The organism is Streptomyces sp. NPDC029674 (genome assembly GCF_044903205.1).
Taxonomy (GTDB): domain Bacteria; phylum Actinomycetota; class Actinomycetes; order Streptomycetales; family Streptomycetaceae; genus Streptomyces.
This window is the reverse complement of record NZ_JBJDPY010000007.1, coordinates 67446-85541: the sequence shown is the minus strand read 5'-3', so window position 1 is coordinate 85541 and position 18096 is coordinate 67446. Positions and strand designations below refer to the sequence as shown.

The window sequence follows — 18096 nt, the reverse complement described above, 5'->3', positions numbered from 1 at the left end:
CCCGTCACGCTCGCCTTCACCCACCGTATTGACATGATCATGCACTGTCACGAGCCTGGCATCCGGCACAACAGTGCCGGACAACCGCAAGGGGGGCTCATGAGACGAAGAGCGAGCGCGAGATGGGTTCTCGCCGCGAGCGCACTGCTCGTCGGCGGACTCGTCACCGCCCCGCACGCCCAGGCCGACGGACCCGCGAAGGCCCCGGCCGCCGATGACCCGGCGGCCGTCAACGTCTACCGGGCCGAGGTCACCAAGAAGCAGATCCCGATCCTCGTCGAGGCGGGCCAGGACGCCCACGAACTCGCCGGACAGGCCGAGAACGGCACCGGCCGCGTCGAGCTGTATCTCACCGAGGGCCAGGCCAAGGCCATCGAGCGCAAGGGCATCGAGCTCAGCGAGCACAAGGTGTCGGCGGCGGCGCAGAAGCGCATCGAGGCCGCGGGGGACGGCGTCTACCGCCCGTACAGCGGAAAGGGCGGTCTCCAGGAGGAGATCGTCAGGACCGGGCAGGCCCACCCCGGCATCACCAAGGTCGTCTCCATCGGCAAGACCCTCCAGGGCAAGGACATCCTCGCCCTGAAGCTCTCCAAGAACGCCAAGAAGTCCGAGGACGGCTCCAAGCCGGCCACGCTCTACCTGTCCAACCAGCACGCGCGCGAGTGGATCACCCCCGAGATGACCCGCCGCCTGATGCACCACTACCTGGACAACTACGGCAAGGACAAGCGCATCACCAAGCTCGTGAACTCCACCGAGCTGTGGTTCGTGCTCTCCGCCAACCCCGACGGCTACGACTACACGCACGCCGCCGACGGCAACCGCCAGTGGCGCAAGAACCTCCGCGACATCAACGGCGACGGGAAGACCGCGCCGGGCGACGGCGTCGACCTCAACCGCAACTTCGCCTACAAGTGGGGCTACGACAACGAGGGCTCGTCCCCGGAGCCGTCCTCCGAGACCTACCGCGGCACAGGACCGATGTCCGAGCCCGAGACCAAGGCGCTCGACCGCTTCCAGAAGCGCATCGGCTTCACGTACAGCATCAACTACCACTCCGCGGCCGAACTGCTCCTCTACGGAGTGGGCTGGCAGGTCGCCACACCGACCCCGGACGACGTGCTCTACCGGGCGCTGAACGGCACCCCGGAGAAGCCCGCCGTCCCCGGCTACCACCCCCAGGTCTCCTCCGAGCTCTACACCACCAACGGCGAGGCGAACGGGCACGCGGGCAACATCAACGGCATCTCGATGTTCACCCCGGAGATGTCCACCTGCCAGACCGCGTCGAACGTGGACCCCAACGACGCCTGGAAGCCCCAGGACTGCGCGTCCATCTTCACCTTCCCCGACGACGAGAAGCTGATCCAGCAGGAGTTCGCCAAGAACGTCCCCTTCGCGCTCGCCGTAGCCGAGACGTCGCTCCACCCCGACCAGCCGGTCTCCGTCACCGACATCGAGGCCCCGGACTTCACCCCCGACACCTTCACCACGTCGTACGCGCGCGGCGGGGACCAGGAAGTGGCCGTCACCGCCCGCAAGTCGGTGCGCGACAAGGAGCTCAAGTACCGCGTCAACGGCGGCCGTACGCAGGAGGAGGAGCTGCGCGCCTGGAAGGGCGGCGAGACCTACGGCGGCGAGGACAACCTCCACTTCGACGAGTACCGCGCCGAGGTCGAGGACGCGCGCGCGGGCGACAAGGTCGAGGTGTGGTTCACCGGCCGGAACAAGAAGGGCCGCACCGAGAGCACCCACTTCACCTACACCGTCGCCGAACGCCCGAAGGCCAACACGCTCGTCGTCGCCGAAGAGGGCGCCACGGCCGGCCAGACCCAGAAGTACGTCGACGCGGTCAAGGCCAACGGCCGCTCGGCCACCGTCTGGGACGTCGCCAAGCAAGGCGTCCCGCACCCGCTCGGCGTCCTGTCGCACTTCTCCGCCGTCGTCCACTACACCGGCGACCCCGTCCCCGGCGCACCCACCCAGCTCGCCCTGCGCGACTACCTGAACGAGGGCGGCAAGCTCATCGAGTCCGGCGAGCGGGCCGGCGGCAACGTCGACCTCGGCGACGCCCTCACCGACGACTTCGCGCAGTACTACCTCGGCGCGTACGAACGCCTCTCCGCGCCCGGCGCCAACAGCTTCAAGGGCAGCGGCGCCCTCGACGGCGTGAGCACCCCGCTCGCCGCCGCCGACGCCAACCCGCTCGACAAGGCGGGCCGCTTCACCGTCACCTCCGACAGCCTGCCGCCCGAGAAGTTCCCGCAGTTCAAGAGCGCGGCCGCGGGCTCCTACCCCAACCTCCCCAACCCGTACGCGCCCTTCGCGGGCCAGGGCATGGCCTCGGCCACCCACGCCGACCAGGACTGGAAGCGGCTGACCCGCACCATCGACCTGACCGGCGTCACGGCCGCCGACCGGCCGGAGCTGCGGTTCGCGCTCAACTGGAACCTGGAGCCCGGCTACGACCACGGGCTGCTCGAGGCCCACACCGCGGGCGCCGACGACTGGACCACGCTGCCCGACAAGAACGGCAACACGTCCGCCACCGTCCCCGCCGAGTGCGCGGCCGGGTTCTTCGTCAACGGCCACCCGTTCCTGCGCCACTACCTGACGGTGGGCGCCGACACCTGCACGGCCTCCGGGACCAGCGGCTCCTGGAACAGCTTCACCGGCTCCTCCGGCGGCTGGAAGCCCGTCGCCTTCGACCTGAGCGCCTACGCGGGCAAGAAGGTCGAGGTGTCGCTCAGCGCCGTCACCGACCCCTCCAGCGGAGGCCGCGGCCTCTTCGCCGACAACGCGCAACTCGTCGTCGGCGGCACCGCCACGGAGACCGAGGGATTCGAGACGTCGCTCGGCTCCTGGAGCGTCGCGCCGGCCCCGGCCGGAAGCCCCAATATCACAGGCGACTGGGCGCGGACCGGGGAGCTCTACCGGTCCTTCGCGGCGGTCACAGCGCGTGACAGCGTCCTGCTCGGCTTCGGGTTCGAGCATGTGCCCGGAAAGGCCGAGAGGGCCGCTCTTATGGGCGCCTCCCTGGCACATCTGCGCAGCTGACAGTGCGTAATCGGGACCAAGGTCCCGGTGGCCCGTACCCCTACTGCGGGGTACGGGCCTTTGTGCCGCTTACGGCCCCTCTCGATGTCACCTCAGAGGCTTCAGAGAGGTAGGGTCGGAGGCGGTCGGGGACATCCCATACAACTCGCCGGCGTCTAAAACCGGCGTACCAACGAGGAGATCGGTTTCGTGACGATCCGCGTAGGCATCAACGGCTTTGGCCGCATCGGTCGCAACTACTTCCGCGCGCTGCTCGAGCAGGGTGCGGACATCGAAGTCGTGGCTGTCAACGACCTGGGTGACACCGCGACCACGGCCCACCTGCTGAAGTACGACACCATCCTGGGCCGCCTCAAGGCCGAGGTGTCGCACACCGAGGACACCATCACGGTCGACGGCCACACCATCAAGGTGCTGTCCGAGCGCAACCCCGCCGACATCCCGTGGGGCAAGCTGGGCGTCGACATCGTGATCGAGTCCACGGGCATCTTCACCAAGAAGGCCGACGCCGAGAAGCACATCGCCGGTGGCGCCAAGAAGGTCCTCATCTCGGCTCCGGCCAAGGACGAGGACATCACCATCGTGATGGGCGTCAACCAGGACAAGTACGACGCGGCCAACCACCACGTCATCTCCAACGCCTCCTGCACCACCAACTGTGTGGCGCCGATGGCCAAGGTTCTCGACGAGAACTTCGGCATCGTCAAGGGCCTGATGACGACGGTCCACGCGTACACCAACGACCAGCGCATCCTGGACTTCCCGCACAAGGACCTGCGCCGCGCCCGCGCCGCCGCCGAGAACATCATCCCGACCACCACCGGTGCCGCCAAGGCCACCGCGCTGGTCCTGCCGCAGCTCAAGGGCAAGCTCGACGGCATCGCGATGCGCGTCCCGGTCCCGACCGGCTCGGCCACCGACCTGGTCGTCGAGGTCTCCCGCGAGGTCACCAAGGACGAGGTCAACGCCGCGTTCAAGAAGGCCGCCGACGACGGCGACCTGAAGGGCTACCTCTTCTACACCGAGGACCCGATCGTGTCCTCCGACATCGTCAGCGACCCGGCCTCCTGCACCTTCGACTCGTCGATGACGATGGTCCAGGACGGCAAGTCGGTGAAGATCCTCGGCTGGTACGACAACGAGTGGGGTTACTCCAACCGTCTGGTCGACCTCACGGTCTTCGTCGGCGGTCAGCTCTGATCACCAGAGCAGGCACCTAGATGTGAGCACAGGGTTCGTCCCGCGCGATGATGCGCCGGACGGGCCCTGTTGCACGTCAGCGTCAGCCCTCCCAAGGAGTCCAGTAGTGAAGACGATCGACGAACTTCTCGCCGAAGGGGTCGACGGCAAGCGGGTCTTCGTCCGCGCCGACCTCAATGTGCCGCTCGACGGCGACACCATCACCGACGACGGCCGCATCCGCGCCGTCCTGCCGACCGTCAAGGCCCTCGCCGACGCGGGCGCCAAGGTCGTCGTGGCCTCGCACCTGGGCCGCCCCAAGGGCGCCCCGGACCCGGCCTTCTCGCTCGCCTCCGCGGCCGCCCGGCTGGGTGAACTGCTCCGTGCCGAGGTGGCGTTCGCGACCGACACGGTCGGCGAATCGGCCAAGTCGACGGTCGAGGGCCTCGCCGCCGGCCGGGTGGCCGTCATCGAGAACCTTCGCTTCAACGCCGGCGAGACCTCCAAGGACGACGCCGAGCGCGGCGAGTTCGCCGATCAGCTGGCCACCCTGGCGGATGTCTACGTGGGCGACGGTTTCGGCGCCGTGCACCGCAAGCACGCCTCCGTCTTCGACCTCCCCGCCAAGCTGCCGCACTACGCCGGGTACCTCATCGCCACCGAGGTCGGCGTCCTGAAGAAGCTCACCGACGACGTCAAGCGGCCCTACGCCGTGGTCCTCGGCGGCGCCAAGGTCTCCGACAAGCTCGGCGTGATCGAGCACCTCCTGGAGAAGGCCGACCGCATCCTCATCGGCGGCGGCATGGCCTACACCTTCCTCAAGGCCCAGGGCCACGAGGTCGGCATTTCCCTCCTCCAGGAGGACCAGATCCCCGAGGTCAAGAAGTACATGCAGCGCGCCGAGGAGAAGGGCGTCGAGTTCGTCTTCCCCGTCGACGTACTGGTCTCGTCCGACTTCCCCGACCTGAAGACCAAGGCCCCGGCCAACCCCACCACGGTCGCCGCCGACGCCATCCCGGCCGACCAGGAGGGTCTCGACATCGGCCCCGAGACCCGTAAGCTCTACGCCTCGAAGCTCTCCGACGCGGCCACCGTCTTCTGGAACGGCCCGATGGGCGTCTTCGAGCACCCCGACTACGCCGAGGGCACCAAGGCGGTCGCCCAGGCGCTCCTCGACTCCCCGGCCTTCACGGTCGTCGGCGGTGGCGACAGCGCCGCGGCCGTGCGGACGCTGGGCTTCGACGAGAACGCATTCGGCCACATTTCCACCGGTGGCGGCGCCTCCCTCGAATACCTCGAGGGCAAGACGCTCCCCGGCCTCGCGGCACTGGAGAACTGACACCTGATGACTACGCGTACCCCGCTGATGGCGGGCAACTGGAAGATGAACCTCAACCACCTCGAGGCCATCGCCCACGTCCAGAAGCTCGCCTTCGCCCTGGCGGACAAGGACTACGAGGCCTGCGAGGTCGCCGTCCTGCCGCCCTTCACGGACCTGCGCTCCGTGCAGACCCTCGTCGACGGCGACAAGCTCAAGATCAAGTACGGCGCCCAGGACATCTCGGCGCACGACTCCGGCGCCTACACCGGCGAGATCTCGGGCCCGATGCTGGCCAAGCTGAAGTGCACCTACGTCGCCGTGGGCCACTCCGAGCGCCGCCAGTACCACAACGAGACCGACCAGATCTGCAACGCCAAGGTGAAGGCCGCCTTCAAGCACGGCCTGACCCCGATCCTCTGCGTCGGCGAGGGCCTGGACATCCGCAAGGCCGGCCAGCAGGTCCAGTACACGCTGAACCAGCTCGACGGCGGCCTGAAGGACATCCCGGCCGAGCAGGCCGAGACCATCGTGATCGCCTACGAGCCGGTCTGGGCCATCGGCACCGGCGAGGTCGCGACCCCCGAGGACGCGCAGGAGGTCTGCGGCGCGATCCGCGGCCGCCTCGCCGAGCTGTACTCCCAGGAGCTCGCCGACAAGGTGCGCATCCAGTACGGCGGCTCCGTGAAGGCGAAGAACGTCGCCGACATCATGGCGCAGCCCGACGTGGACGGCGCGCTCGTGGGCGGCGCCGCGCTGGACTCCGACGAGTTCGTCAAGATCGTTCGCTTCGGCGACCAGTGAGTATGCGCTAGCGGCGTTACGTCGTACCCTGACGGGGGCCGAAGCCTGCCTTCGGCCCCCGTCGTCGTTACAGATCCGAGGAAGTTGGTCCAGCCGTGGTTATGGGGTTCTCGATCGCCCTCATCGTCTTCAGCCTGCTGATGATGCTGCTGGTGCTGATGCACAAGGGCAAGGGCGGCGGTCTCTCCGACATGTTCGGCGGCGGCATGCAGTCCTCCGTCGGCGGCTCCTCCGTCGCGGAGCGCAACCTCGACCGCATCACCGTCGTGGTCGGTCTGCTCTGGTTCGCCTGCATTGTCGCGCTCGGCCTGCTGATGAAGGCGAACAACTAGCGCCGCCCGCTGCTCGCTTGTCCGGTGCGGGCCCGCGTGCGCGGCTTATCATGGGGCTTGCGTCCGGGGGTGGGGTGTAACTCCCAACACTGGACGCGCGTTGGGCCTTACGTAAACTGAGGCGCCCGCAGCAGCACCATCACGCAGGGAGTTACGACCGTGGCAAGTGGCAACGCGATCCGAGGAAGTCGGGTCGGGGCGGGGCCGATGGGCGAGGCCGAGCGCGGTGAGTCCGCGCCGCGACTGCGCATCTCCTTCTGGTGCTCCAACGGGCACGAGACGCAGCCGAGCTTCGCCAGCGACGCGCAGGTCCCCGATACGTGGGACTGTCCCCGCTGCGGCTTTCCGGCAGGTCAGGACCGGGACAACCCACCGGACCCGCCGCGCACCGAGCCGTACAAGACGCACCTGGCGTACGTGCGGGAGCGGCGCAGCGACGCGGACGGGGAGGCGATCCTCGCGGAAGCACTCGCCAAACTGCGGGGCGAGATCTAGTACTTGGGAACCGGCCGGGCACCTAAAGGTGTCCGGCCGCTTCCTTTCTCCCGGCACGTGTGCGGACAGACAGTTTCGGACATCTCATCCCGCTCTCTGATCGATTAGGTTGGAGGATGCAGCGGGGCAATGGACGTACGCGCGTACGAGAGAAGGCTGAAGTCCGAGATGAACGCAGAAAGCCGCGCCAGGCTCGATCAGACTCCCGAATGGAAGGCGCTCGCCGAGCACCGTGAGCGGCTGGGGGAGGTGCAGCTGCGTGAGCTGTTCGCCGCGGATCCGGCGCGCGGCACGGCGTACACCCTTCAGGTCGGTGACCTGCACATCGACTATTCGAAGCACCTCGTCACCGCCGAGACGCTGACGCTGCTGCGCGAGCTCGCCGCCGCGACCGACGTCTTCGGCCTGCGGGACGCCATGTTCCGCGGCGAGAAGATCAACACGACCGAGGACCGCGCGGTCCTGCACACGGCGCTGCGCGCCCCGCGGGACGCGGTCATCGAGGTCGACGGCGAGAACGTCGTCCCGGCGGTGCACGCCGTCCTCGACAAGATGAGCGCCTTCTCGGAGAAGGTCCGCTCCGGCGAGTGGACCGGGCACACCGGCAAGCGCATCAAGAACGTCGTCAACATCGGCATCGGCGGCTCCGACCTCGGCCCCGCGATGGCGTACGAGGCGCTGCGCTCCTTCACCGACCGCGGCCTCACCGTCCGCTTCGTGTCGAACGTGGACGGCGCGGACCTGCACGAGGCCGTGCGGGACCTGGACGCCGCCGAGACGCTCTTCATCATCGCCTCGAAGACGTTCACCACCATCGAGACGATCACGAACGCCACGTCCGCGCGGGACTGGCTGCTGACCGAGCTGAAGGCCGGGCAGGACGCCGTCGCCAAGCACTTCGTGGCGCTGTCGACCAACGCCGAGAAGGTGTCGGAGTTCGGCATCGACACGGCCAACATGTTCGAGTTCTGGGACTGGGTCGGCGGCCGCTACTCGTACGACTCGGCGATCGGTCTCAGTCTGATGATCGCCATCGGGCCCGACCGCTTCCGCGAGATGCTCGACGGCTTCCACCTCGTCGACGAGCACTTCCGCACCGCGCCCGCCGAGTCCAACGTGCCGCTCCTCATGGGCCTGTTGGGCATCTGGTACGGCAACTTCCACGACGCGCAGTCGCACGCCGTCCTGCCGTACTCGCACTACCTCTCCAAGTTCACCGCGTACCTCCAGCAGCTGGACATGGAGTCCAACGGCAAGTACGTCGACCGGGACGGCAGGCAAGTCGACTGGCAGACGGGCCCGGTCGTCTGGGGCACGCCCGGCACCAACGGCCAGCACGCCTACTACCAACTCATCCACCAGGGCACCAAGTTGATCCCGGCGGACTTCATCGGCTTCGCCGAGCCGGTCGCCGACCTGCTGCCCGGCCTGGTCGCCCAGCACGACCTGCTGATGGCCAACTTCTTCGCGCAGACCCAGGCCCTTGCGTTCGGCAAGACGCCCGACGAGGTGCGCGCCGAGGGCGTCGCGGAGGAGCTGGTCCCGCACAAGACGTTCAAGGGCAACCACCCGACGACGACGATCCTCGCCAAGGAGCTGACCCCCTCGGTCCTCGGCCAGCTCATCGCGCTCTACGAGCACAAGGTGTTCGTGCAGGGCGCCGTGTGGAACATCGACTCCTTCGACCAGTGGGGCGTCGAGCTCGGCAAGGTGCTCGCCAAGCGCGTCGAGCCCGCGCTGACCGAGGGAGCCGAGGTGCCGGACCTCGACGGGTCGACGACGGCCCTGGTCGCCAAGTACCGGGACCTGCGCGGACGTTGAGTCTCACCATGAGTTAATCGGATGCGGGCGCCCCGCCCGGCGGGTGACACTGCTTCGGCTCTGTCACCCGCCGGGAGGGACCCCGTCATGGACCAGCTGCTCGCCGCGCTCGCCGACCCCGAGAGACTGAGGCTGTACGCGCGCGTGGTCCTCGGCGACCTGCCGCCCCGCGAGGCCGACTCCGCCGTCGCCCGCAAACACCTGGGACGCCTGCTCGCCACGGGGCTCGTGGAGCGGCTGCCCGACGGATCGCTGCGGGCCGACCCGCACGTCTTCCGGCGGGCCCCCGACCCCGTCGAGGCCCACGCCCACCCCACCGTGCCCCGCCGCCTCACCGGCTTCTTCGCGCACGGCCGCCTCACGACGATCCCCGTACGCCCCGTCGTGCGCCACGAACTCCTCGTGCATCTCACGGACACCCTGTTCGACGCCGACCGCTCCTACAGCGAGCGCGAGGTCAACGACGCGTTCCGCACGGTGCACGAGGACACCGCGGCGCTGCGGCGGTACTGCGTCACCGACGGCCTCCTCGTCCGCGACCAGGACGGCAGCAGCTACCGGCGCGTCCTCGCCGACGCCTGAGGGCCCCGCACCGGGTGGTGCGGGGCCCTCATACGCGTACGACGGGAGGCGGCTACGCCACGGCCGGCGGGTACAGCTCCGGCGGGAGCTGCGAGGCCGCCGCGGCGTCCAGGAGCCACAGCGTGCGCGAGCGGCCGTAGGCACCGGCCGCCGGGGCCTGCACCTCGCCCGCGCCGGACAGGGCGATGGCCGCGGCCCCCGCCTTGTCCTCGCCCGCCGCGAGCAGCCACACCTCGCGGGCCGCCCGGATCGCCGGGAGCGTGAGCGAGATACGGGTCGGCGGGGGCTTCGGCGCGCCGTGCACGCCGACCACCGAGCGCTCCGTCTCACGCACCGCGGGCAGCTCCGGGAAGAGCGACGCGACATGCGTGTCCGGGCCGACGCCGAGCATCAGGACGTCGAAGGTCGGCACGGGGCCGTGGTCCTCCGGGCCCGCCGCGGCGGCCAGTTCGGCGGCGTAGTGCTCCGCCGCCGCGTCCACCTCGTACGGACCGTCGGACGCGGGCATCGGGTGCACCCGGGCCGGGTTGACCGGCACCGAGTCGAGCAGCGCCTCCTTGGCCTGGGTGTAGTTGCGCTCCGGGTCGCCGTCCGGCAGGAAGCGCTCGTCGCCCCACCACAGGTCCAGGCGCGACCAGTCGACCGCGTCCTTCGCCGGGGACGAACCCAGCGCCGCGAGCAGGCCGTTGCCGTTGCGGCCGCCGGTGAGGACCACCGACGCGAAGCCGCGGGCGGCCTGCGCGTCGACGATCTTCGTGATGAGGCGGGCCGCCGCGGCCTGCGCCATCAGCTCCTTGTCGCGGTGGACGACGAGCTGCGGGGCCGCGCTCACTTCGCGGCCGCCTTCTTGGCGGCGGCCTTCTTCGCCGGCGCCTTCTTCGGCTCGGGAGCCGGCGCGGCATCACCGGAGTCCCTGGCCTCCTCGGCCGTCTCCGTCACCCGCTCCGCCGGTGTCACCACCAGCCGCTCCACGCCGTACTTCAGCGCGGAGGCGTAGGTGTCGTCCGGGTCCAGGCGCCGCAGCTCCTCGGCGATCAGCTCGGCCGTCTCGCGGCGCTTGAGCGCCACCGCGCGGTTGGGCTGGCCCTCGATGTGCAGCGTGGCGAGGGAGCCGTCGGCCCGGTCGAGCACGATGGGGCCGCAGTCGGTCTCCATGCGCACACCGGTCAGGCCGGGGCCCGGTGACAGCGCCCGCTTCACCGGTACGCCGAGCCGGTCCGCGAGCCACATGGCGAGCAGCTCGACGCTCGGGTTGAACTCCTCGCCGTCCACCTGCACCGACTCCACCTTGCAGGCGATCTGGTCCAGGGCCGCGGCGAGCATGGAGCGCCACGGGGTGATGCGGGTCCAGGCCAGGTCGGTGCTGCCGGGGTGGTAGGACTCGGCGCGGGCGGTCAGCTCCTGGATCGGGTCCTCGGCCGTGTACGAGTCCGTGACGCGGCGCTGTGCCAGGGCGCCGAGCGGGTCGTTGGCGGCGTCGCTCGGGGCGTTCACCGGCCACCAGACGACCACGGGGGCGTCGGGCAGCAGCAGCGGAAGCACGACCGACTGGGCGTGGTCGATGACCTCGCCGTACAGCCGCAGGACCACCGTCTCGCCGGTGCCCGCCTCCACGCCGACCCGCACCTCGGCGTCGAGCCGCGAGGTGGTGCGGTCACGGGGCGAGCGCGCGGCCCGCTTGATGACCACGAGGGTGCGCGAGGGGTGCTCGCGGGACGCTTCGTTGGCGGCCCTCAGGGAGTCGTAGGCGTTCTCCTCGTCGGTGACGATGACGAGGGTGAGGACCATGCCGACGGCCGGTGTGCCGATCGCCCTGCGGCCCTGCACGAGCGCCTTGTTGATCTTGCTGGACGTGGTGTCCGTAAGGTCGATCTTCATGGCCGACGCCAGCTCCGTCCGTCTCGTGCGAGCATTTCGTCCGCCTCGGTCGGGCCCCAGGTGCCGGCCGGGTACTGCGCGGGCTTGCCGTGCTTGTCCCAGTACTCCTCGATCGGGTCGAGGATGTTCCAGGACAGCTCGACCTCCTCCGTGCGCGGGAAGAGGTTGGCGTCGCCGAGCAGGACGTCGAGGATCAGGCGCTCGTACGCCTCCGGGCTCGACTCGGTGAAGGACTCGCCGTACGCGAAGTCCATCGACACGTCCCGGATCTCCATGGAGGTGCCGGGCACCTTCGAGCCGAACCGGACCGTGATGCCCTCGTCCGGCTGGACGCGGATGACGATCGCGTTGTGCCCGAGCTCCTCGGTGGCGGTGTGGTCGAAGGGGGAGTGGGGAGCGCGCTGGAAGACCACCGCGATCTCCGTGACCCGGCGGCCGAGCCGCTTGCCGGTGCGCAGGTAGAAGGGCACGCCCGCCCAGCGGCGGTTGTCCACCTCCAGCTTGATCGCGGCGTAGGTGTCGGTCTTCGACTTGGGGTCGATGCCGTCTTCCTGGAGGTAGCCGACGGCCTTCTCGCCGCCCTGCCACCCCGCGGCGTACTGGCCGCGGACCGTGTTCCTGCCGAGGTCCTTGGGCAGCCGGACGGCGCCGAGCACCTTCGCCTTCTCGGCGACCAGCGCGTCCGCCTCGAAGGAGGCGGGCTCCTCCATCGCGGTGAGCGCCATCAGCTGGAGCAGGTGGTTCTGGATGACGTCGCGGGCGGCGCCGATGCCGTCGTAGTAGCCGGCGCGGCCGCCGATGCCGATGTCCTCGGCCATCGTGATCTGGACGTGGTCGACGTACGACCGGTTCCAGATCGGCTCGAACATCTGGTTGGCGAAGCGCAGCGCCAGGATGTTCTGGACGGTCTCCTTGCCGAGGTAGTGGTCGATCCGGAACACCTGGTCCGGGGCGAACACCTCGTGCACGATCGCGTTCAGCTCCTGGGCGGACGCCAGGTCGTGGCCGAACGGCTTCTCGATGACCGCGCGGCGCCAGCAGCCCTCGGGGGCGTCCGCGAGCTCGTGCTTCTTCAGCTGCTGGACGACCTGCGGGAAGAACTTCGGCGGCACCGAGAGGTAGAACGCGAAGTTGCCGCCGGTGCCCTGCGCCTTGTCGAGCTCCTGGATGGTGGCCTTGAGCTGCTCGAAGGCGTCGTCGTCGTCGAAGTTGCCCTGGACGAAGCGCATGCCCTGGATGAGCTGCTGCCAGACCTCCTCACGGAACGGCGTGCGGGAGTGCTCCTTGACCGCGTCGTGGACGACCTGGGCGAAGTCCTCGTCCTCCCAGTCGCGGCGGGCGAAACCAATCAGGGAAAAGCCCGGCGGCAACAGGCCTCGGTTGGCGAGGTCGTAGACAGCGGGCATCAGCTTTTTACGGGACAAATCGCCCGTGACGCCAAAGATGACCAGGCCCGACGGCCCCGCGATACGCGGGAGCCGTCGGTCTGCGGCGTCACGCAGCGGATTGCTGCTTGACAAGGTGGGTCAGCCCTTCGCGGGAGCGAGGCGCTTGAGCTCGGCCTCAGTGGACTTGAGCAGGTCGGTCCAGGACGCCTCGAACTTCTCGACGCCCTCGTCCTCGAGCAGCTGCACGACCTCGTCGTACGAGATGCCGAGCTTCTCGATGGCGGCGATCTCGGCGCGGGCCTGGTCGTAGGTGCCCGCGATGGTGTTGCCGGTGATCTGGCCGTGGTCGCCGGTGGCTTCCAGGGTCGCCTCGGGCATCGTGTTCACCGTGTTGGGCGCGACGAGTTCGTCGACGTACAGGGTGTCCTTGTACGCCGGGTCCTTGACGCCGGTCGAGGCCCACAGCGGACGCTGCTTGTTGGCCTGCGCCTTGTCGAGCGCGGCCCAGCGGTCGGAGGAGAAGATCTCCTCGTACGCCTCGTAGGCGAGCCGGGCGTTGGCGAGCGCGGCCTTGCCCTTGAGGGACTTGGCCTCGTCCGTGCCGATGCCGTCCAGGCGCTTGTCGATCTCGGTGTCCACGCGGGACACGAAGAAGGACGCCACCGAGTGGATCTTGCTGAGGTCCAGGCCGCGCTCCTTGGCCTTCTCCAGGCCCGCGAGGTACGCGTCCATGACCATGCGGTAGCGCTCGAGCGAGAAGATCAGCGTGACGTTGACGCTGATGCCGAGGCCGATGACCTCGGTGATCGCCGGGATGCCGGCCTGGGTGGCCGGGATCTTGATGAGCGCGTTCGGGCGGTCCACCAGCCAGGCGAGCTGCTTGGCCTCGGCCGTCGTGGCCTTGGTGTTGTGCGCCAGGCGCGGGTCGACCTCGATGGACACGCGGCCGTCCTGGCCGCCCGTCGCGTCGAAGACCGGGCGCAGGATGTCGGCGGCGTCACGGACGTCCGCCGTCGTGATCATCCGGATGGCCTCTTCGACGGTGACCTCACGGGCGGCGAGGTCCGAGAGCTGCTGGTCGTAACCGTCGCCCTGCGAGATGGCCTTCTGGAAGATCGAGGGGTTGGTGGTGACGCCCACGACGTGCTGCTGGTCGATCAGTTCGGCGAGGTTGCCGGACGTGATCCGCTTGCGCGACAGGTCGTCCAGCCAGATCGCGACGCCTTCTTCGGAAAGGCGCTTGAGTGCGTCTGTCATGGAATTACATCTCCTACTTGGTCGTATATGGGCGTCAGCGCTGAGCGGCGGCGATCGATTCCCGCGCCGCCTCGGCCACCGCGTCGGCGGTGAAACCGAACTCGCGGAACAGCACCTTGGCGTCCGCCGAGGCACCGAAGTGCTCCAGCGAGACGATGCGTCCGGCGTCACCCACGAAGCGGTGCCAGGTGAGACCGATGCCGGCCTCGACCGCCACCCGAGCCTTCACCGACGGCGGCAGCACGCTGTCGCGGTACCCCTGGTCCTGCTCCTCGAACCACTCGACCGACGGCATCGAGACGACACGCGTCGGGACACCCGCGGCCTGCAGCTGCTCGCGCGCCTCGACGGCGAGCTGGACCTCGGAACCGGTGCCGATCAGCACGACCTCGGGCGAGCCGCCCTCGGCCTCGAAGAGGACGTAGCCGCCCTTGGCGGCGTCCTCGTTGCGCTCGTACGTCGGCACGCCCTGGCGGGTCAGCGCGAGGCCGTGCGGGGCGCCCTTGCCGAACTCCTTGGTCCAGCGCTTGAGGATCTCGCGCCACGCGATGGCGGTCTCGTTGGCGTCGGCCGGGCGCACGACGTTCAGGCCCGGGATGGCGCGCAGCGAGGCCAGATGCTCGACCGGCTGGTGGGTCGGGCCGTCCTCGCCGAGACCGATGGAGTCGTGCGTCCACACGTACGTCACCGGCAGGTGCATCAGCGCGGAAAGTCGGACGGCGTTGCGCATGTAGTCGGAGAACACCAGGAAGGTGCCGCCGTAGATGCGGGTGTTGCCGTGCAGCGCGATGCCGTTCATCTCCGCGGCCATGGAGTGCTCGCGGATGCCGTAGTGGATCGTGCGGCCGTACGGGTCGGCGCCCGGCAGCGGGTTGCCCGTGGGCAGGAACGACGACGTCTTGTCGATCGTCGTGTTGTTCGAGCCCGCGAGGTCGGCGGAGCCGCCCCACAGCTCGGGGATGACCGCGCCGAGCGCCTGGAGGACCTTGCCGGACGCGGCGCGCGTGGCGACGCCCTTGCCGGTCTCGAACTCCGGGAGCTTCTCCTCCCAGTCCTCGGGCAGCTCGCCCTTGGCGATGCGGTCGAACTCGGCGGCGCGCTCGGCGTTGGCGGTGCGCCAGGCGGCGAAGCCCTTCTCCCACTCGGCCTTGGCGTCGCGGCCCCGGTCGAGCGCCTTGCGGGTGTGCGCGAGGACCTCGTCGGAGACCTCGAAGGTCTGCTCGGGGTCGAAGCCCATGACGCGCTTGGTGGCGGCCACTTCCTCGTCACCGAGCGCCGAGCCGTGCGCGGCCTCGGTGTTCTGCGCGTTCGGGGCGGGCCAGGCGATGATCGAGCGCATCGCGATGAACGACGGGCGCTCCGTCTCGGCCTGGGCGGCCCGGATCGCGGCGTAGAGGGCGGCCGGGTCGAGGTCGCCGTTCTCCTTGGGCGCCACGCGCTGGACGTGCCAGCCGTACGCCTCGTACCGCTTGATGGTGTCCTCGGAGACCGCGGTCTCCGTGTCGCCCTCGATCGAGATGTGGTTGTCGTCCCACAGCAGGATCAGGTTGCCGAGCTTCTGGTGCCCGGCCATCGAGGACGCCTCCGCGGAGATGCCCTCCTGGAGGCAGCCGTCGCCGGCGATGGCGTAGATGTAGTGGTCGAACGGGGACGAGCCGGTGGCCGCCTCCGGGTCGAACAGGCCGCGCTCGTAGCGGGCGGCCATCGCCATGCCCACGGCGTTGGCGACGCCCTGGCCCAGCGGGCCCGTGGTCGTCTCCACGCCCACCGTGTGGCCGTACTCCGGGTGGCCCGGGGTCTTCGAGCCCCAGGTGCGGAAGGCCTTCAGGTCGTCCAGCTCCAGGCCGAAGCCGGCCAGGTAGAGCTGGATGTAGAGGGTCAGGGACGAGTGGCCCGCAGAGAGGACGAACCGGTCGCGGCCGGTCCAGTCGGCGTCCGCCGGATCGTGGCGCATCACCTTCTGGAAGAGGGTGTACGCGGCGGGCGCGAGGCTCATGGCCGTACCGGGATGGCCGTTGCCGACCTTCTGTACGGAATCCATGGCCAGGACGCGGGCGGTGTCAACGGCCCGCTGGTCCAGTTCGGTCCACTCGAGGTCTGTGGTGGTCGGCTTGGTGCTCACCCTGAGTCAGGGCTCCTCTCCACATGTCGAATGCCGGCGGCGTAGATCCCACCGGCCGATGTCGAGCCTACCGCTGCTAGAACGCTCATTTTTTCGAGTCATTCCAGACTGCCGTGACATGCGGGGATCCGCCTCTCGAAAGGAAAGCGGAGGTATTAGGCAAGTGAATATGGGCTCGCTCATATGTCCGCTCAAAAGGCCACCGGTATCGCCCATTTGTCCGCTCAATGAACGCCCGGTTCCGCTCATCTGACGGCCCCGCCCGCCACGGGCGCCGTCCGGCCGGCCGTCCAACACGACCCGACCCCCGCGAAGGGCGGGGTATGGGCAACGTCTACAGTGGCGTGGTACGCGCGGGCCTTTACCGGATCTTCATGTCTGAAGGTGCTGGTCGGCCTGCTGGGATGTCTCTGTCAGGGGTGTGCGTGACGGCCGTTGAATCCCGTCCAGCGGGGGTTACCGGGACGGACCTTAGCCCGAGCCATCGGCCGTTCGGGGCTCGTGTCAAGGCGTTCGTGGCGCTGACCAAGCCGCGGATCATCGAGCTTCTGCTCATCACCACCGTTCCGGTGATGTTCCTCGCCGAACAAGGAGTGCCCGACCTCTGGCTGGTCTTCGTGACCTGCCTGGGCGGCTACCTCTCCGCGGGGGGCGCCAACGCGCTCAACATGTATATCGACCGCGACATCGACGCGCTCATGGACCGCACGTCGCAGCGGCCACTGGTGACCGGCATGGTCAGCCCGCGCGAATGCCTCGTCTTCGGCATCACCCTCGCGATCGTCTCCACCCTGCTGTTCGGCTTCGCCGTCAACTGGCTCTCCGCCTGGCTCGCGCTCGGCGCGCTGCTCTTCTACGTGGTCGTCTACACGATGATCCTGAAGCGCCGCACCTCCCAGAACATCGTCTGGGGCGGTATCGCGGGCTGCCTGCCGGTCCTCATCGGCTGGTCCTCGGTCACCAACTCCATGTCGTGGGCGCCGGTCGTGCTCTTCCTCGTCATGTTCTTCTGGACGCCGCCGCACTACTGGCCGCTCTCCATGAAGGTCAAGGAGGACTACGCGCGCGTGGGCGTGCCGATGCTGCCGGTCATCGCCTCCAACAAGGTGGTCGCCCGCCAGATCGTCCTCTACTCCTGGGTGATGGTCGCCGTCTCGCTGCTGCTCCAGCCGCTCGGCTACACCGGCTGGTTCTACACCGCGGTCGCGCTGGTCACCGGCGGCTTCTGGCTCTGGGAGGCGCACGGGCTGCAGAGCCGCGCCAAGGCCGAGGTCACCGGCGGCAAGCTCAAGGAGATGCGGCTCTTCCACTGGTCCATCACGTACGTCTCGCTGCTGTTCGTCGCGGTGGCGGTGGACCCCTTCCTCCGGTAGGGGTACCGCCCGCCGCGTGGCCGATGCCACGTCGTCCGCCTGTCGCCAGCTGATCTACCCGTCGGTAGCATCCTGCTCATGGCAGACACGCAGCAGGTGGACGACAGTAAGCAGGCCGCTCGCGCCGAGCGCAGGGCCGCCAAGCTCGCCAAGGAGATCGGCACCTTCGCGCAGGCCCACGGCGGTGCCGAGGGACAGATCGCGTACATCGGCCACGAGGGCACCCGCATCGTCCTCGTCGGCGGCGACGGCAACTGGGGCGACCTGGTGGCGCCCACCTACGCCGTCGCGCAGAGCGCCGTCGAGAAGGCCGGAATCACCGTCCACGAGGAGTTCGACGGCGAATTCGCCGCCAAGGTGAAGACCGGCCCCTACGAATGGACGCGGATGGCGGGCATTCAGCTCGGCGGCCCGAAGAACGACTGACCGGGTTTCGCCCCGTGGGCGCGAGACCGGCCGAAAGCAACACCTGACACCCGGGTCACCCGTT

The 18096-nt window shown here is 69.1% G+C and carries 15 protein-coding genes; 10 read left to right on the top strand and 5 right to left on the bottom strand.

Features of this window, described 5'->3' with window-relative positions; translation table 11 throughout:
• Nucleotides 1-99: 99 nt before the first annotated feature.
• From ACI2L3_RS18380 to ACI2L3_RS18345, 8 genes are all read left to right on the top strand, one after another.
• Nucleotides 100-3057, top strand: a complete 2958-nt coding sequence (locus tag ACI2L3_RS18380; protein ID WP_404753388.1) for a M14 family zinc carboxypeptidase — start codon at nt 100-102, stop codon at nt 3055-3057.
• 189 nt (nt 3058-3246) lie between these two features.
• A complete protein-coding gene (gene gap, locus ACI2L3_RS18375; RefSeq protein ID WP_404753387.1) occupies nt 3247-4257 on the top strand; it encodes a type I glyceraldehyde-3-phosphate dehydrogenase in 1011 nt (336 codons plus the stop codon).
• A 106-nt stretch (nt 4258-4363) separates the two neighbouring features.
• Nucleotides 4364-5575 (top strand): phosphoglycerate kinase, encoded by a 1212-nt coding sequence (locus tag ACI2L3_RS18370; RefSeq protein WP_404753386.1) that lies wholly within the window; start codon nt 4364-4366, stop codon nt 5573-5575.
• 6 nt (nt 5576-5581) lie between these two features.
• A complete protein-coding gene (gene tpiA, locus ACI2L3_RS18365; protein WP_404753385.1) occupies nt 5582-6358 on the top strand; it encodes a triose-phosphate isomerase in 777 nt (258 codons plus the stop codon).
• Between the two features lie 101 nt (nt 6359-6459).
• Entirely contained in the window at nt 6460-6690 is a 231-nt protein-coding gene (gene secG / locus ACI2L3_RS18360) for a preprotein translocase subunit SecG (protein ID WP_055702100.1), read from the top strand.
• Nucleotides 6691-6849: 159 nt separating this feature from the next.
• On the top strand, nt 6850-7185 hold the full coding sequence (locus ACI2L3_RS18355; RefSeq protein ID WP_003957010.1) for an RNA polymerase-binding protein RbpA: 336 nt from the start codon (nt 6850-6852) through the stop codon (nt 7183-7185).
• Nucleotides 7186-7353: 168 nt separating this feature from the next.
• Nucleotides 7354-9006 carry a glucose-6-phosphate isomerase gene (pgi, locus tag ACI2L3_RS18350; protein WP_404753384.1) on the top strand — a complete coding sequence of 551 codons (1653 nt, stop codon included), beginning with the start codon at nt 7354-7356 and terminating at the stop codon, nt 9004-9006.
• Nucleotides 9007-9324: 318 nt separating this feature from the next.
• Complete coding sequence (locus ACI2L3_RS18345) at nt 9325-9588, top strand: DUF2087 domain-containing protein (protein ID WP_404753682.1); 264 nt, start codon at nt 9325-9327, stop codon at nt 9586-9588.
• Between the two features lie 52 nt (nt 9589-9640).
• On the opposite strand, the gene pgl is transcribed toward ACI2L3_RS18345, so the two are convergent.
• The 5 genes from pgl to tkt are packed head-to-tail and all read right to left on the bottom strand — an operon-like array spanning nt 9641 to nt 16233.
• Complete coding sequence (pgl, locus tag ACI2L3_RS18340) at nt 9641-10420, bottom strand: 6-phosphogluconolactonase (protein WP_404753383.1); 780 nt, start codon at nt 10418-10420, stop codon at nt 9641-9643.
• Nucleotides 10417-11466, bottom strand: a complete 1050-nt coding sequence (gene opcA / locus ACI2L3_RS18335) for a glucose-6-phosphate dehydrogenase assembly protein OpcA (RefSeq protein WP_404753382.1) — start codon at nt 11464-11466, stop codon at nt 10417-10419. The genes pgl and opcA overlap by 4 nt, the downstream gene beginning before the upstream one ends.
• The gene (gene zwf / locus ACI2L3_RS18330) at nt 11463-12986 is read right to left on the bottom strand and encodes a glucose-6-phosphate dehydrogenase (protein ID WP_404753381.1); all 1524 of its coding nucleotides are present in this window, start codon (nt 12984-12986) and stop codon (nt 11463-11465) included. The genes opcA and zwf overlap by 4 nt, the downstream gene beginning before the upstream one ends.
• A gap of 6 nt (nt 12987-12992) precedes the next feature.
• Nucleotides 12993-14111 carry a transaldolase gene (gene tal, locus ACI2L3_RS18325; protein ID WP_404753380.1) on the bottom strand — a complete coding sequence of 373 codons (1119 nt, stop codon included), beginning with the start codon at nt 14109-14111 and terminating at the stop codon, nt 12993-12995.
• Between the two features lie 34 nt (nt 14112-14145).
• Complete coding sequence (gene tkt / locus ACI2L3_RS18320; protein ID WP_404753379.1) at nt 14146-16233, bottom strand: transketolase; 2088 nt, start codon at nt 16231-16233, stop codon at nt 14146-14148.
• Nucleotides 16234-16652: 419 nt separating this feature from the next.
• On the opposite strand from tkt, the gene ACI2L3_RS18315 reads away from it, so the two are divergent.
• Together ACI2L3_RS18315 and ACI2L3_RS18310 are read left to right on the top strand one after the other, a co-directional pair.
• Complete coding sequence (locus tag ACI2L3_RS18315) at nt 16653-17606, top strand: heme o synthase (RefSeq protein WP_404753681.1); 954 nt, start codon at nt 16653-16655, stop codon at nt 17604-17606.
• A gap of 78 nt (nt 17607-17684) precedes the next feature.
• The gene (locus ACI2L3_RS18310; RefSeq protein WP_362995471.1) at nt 17685-18032 is read left to right on the top strand and encodes a hypothetical protein; all 348 of its coding nucleotides are present in this window, start codon (nt 17685-17687) and stop codon (nt 18030-18032) included.
• The last annotated feature ends 64 nt before the right edge of the window (nt 18033-18096 follow it).

What these genes read in the sequence shown, in the direction of transcription:
- ACI2L3_RS18380 (WP_404753388.1), top strand. Translation starts at nt 100, where the DNA reads ATGAGACGAAGAGCGAGCGCGAGATGGGTTCTCGCCGCGAGCGCACTG.
- tpiA (WP_404753385.1), top strand. Translation starts at nt 5,582, where the DNA reads ATGACTACGCGTACCCCGCTGATGGCGGGCAACTGGAAGATGAACCTC.
- secG (WP_055702100.1), top strand. Translation starts at nt 6,460, where the DNA reads ATGGGGTTCTCGATCGCCCTCATCGTCTTCAGCCTGCTGATGATGCTG.
- pgi (WP_404753384.1), top strand. Translation starts at nt 7,354, where the DNA reads ATGAACGCAGAAAGCCGCGCCAGGCTCGATCAGACTCCCGAATGGAAG.
- opcA (WP_404753382.1), bottom strand. Translation starts at nt 11,466, where the DNA reads ATGAAGATCGACCTTACGGACACCACGTCCAGCAAGATCAACAAGGCG.
- tal (WP_404753380.1), bottom strand. Translation starts at nt 14,111, where the DNA reads ATGACAGACGCACTCAAGCGCCTTTCCGAAGAAGGCGTCGCGATCTGG.
- ACI2L3_RS18310 (WP_362995471.1), top strand. Translation starts at nt 17,685, where the DNA reads ATGGCAGACACGCAGCAGGTGGACGACAGTAAGCAGGCCGCTCGCGCC.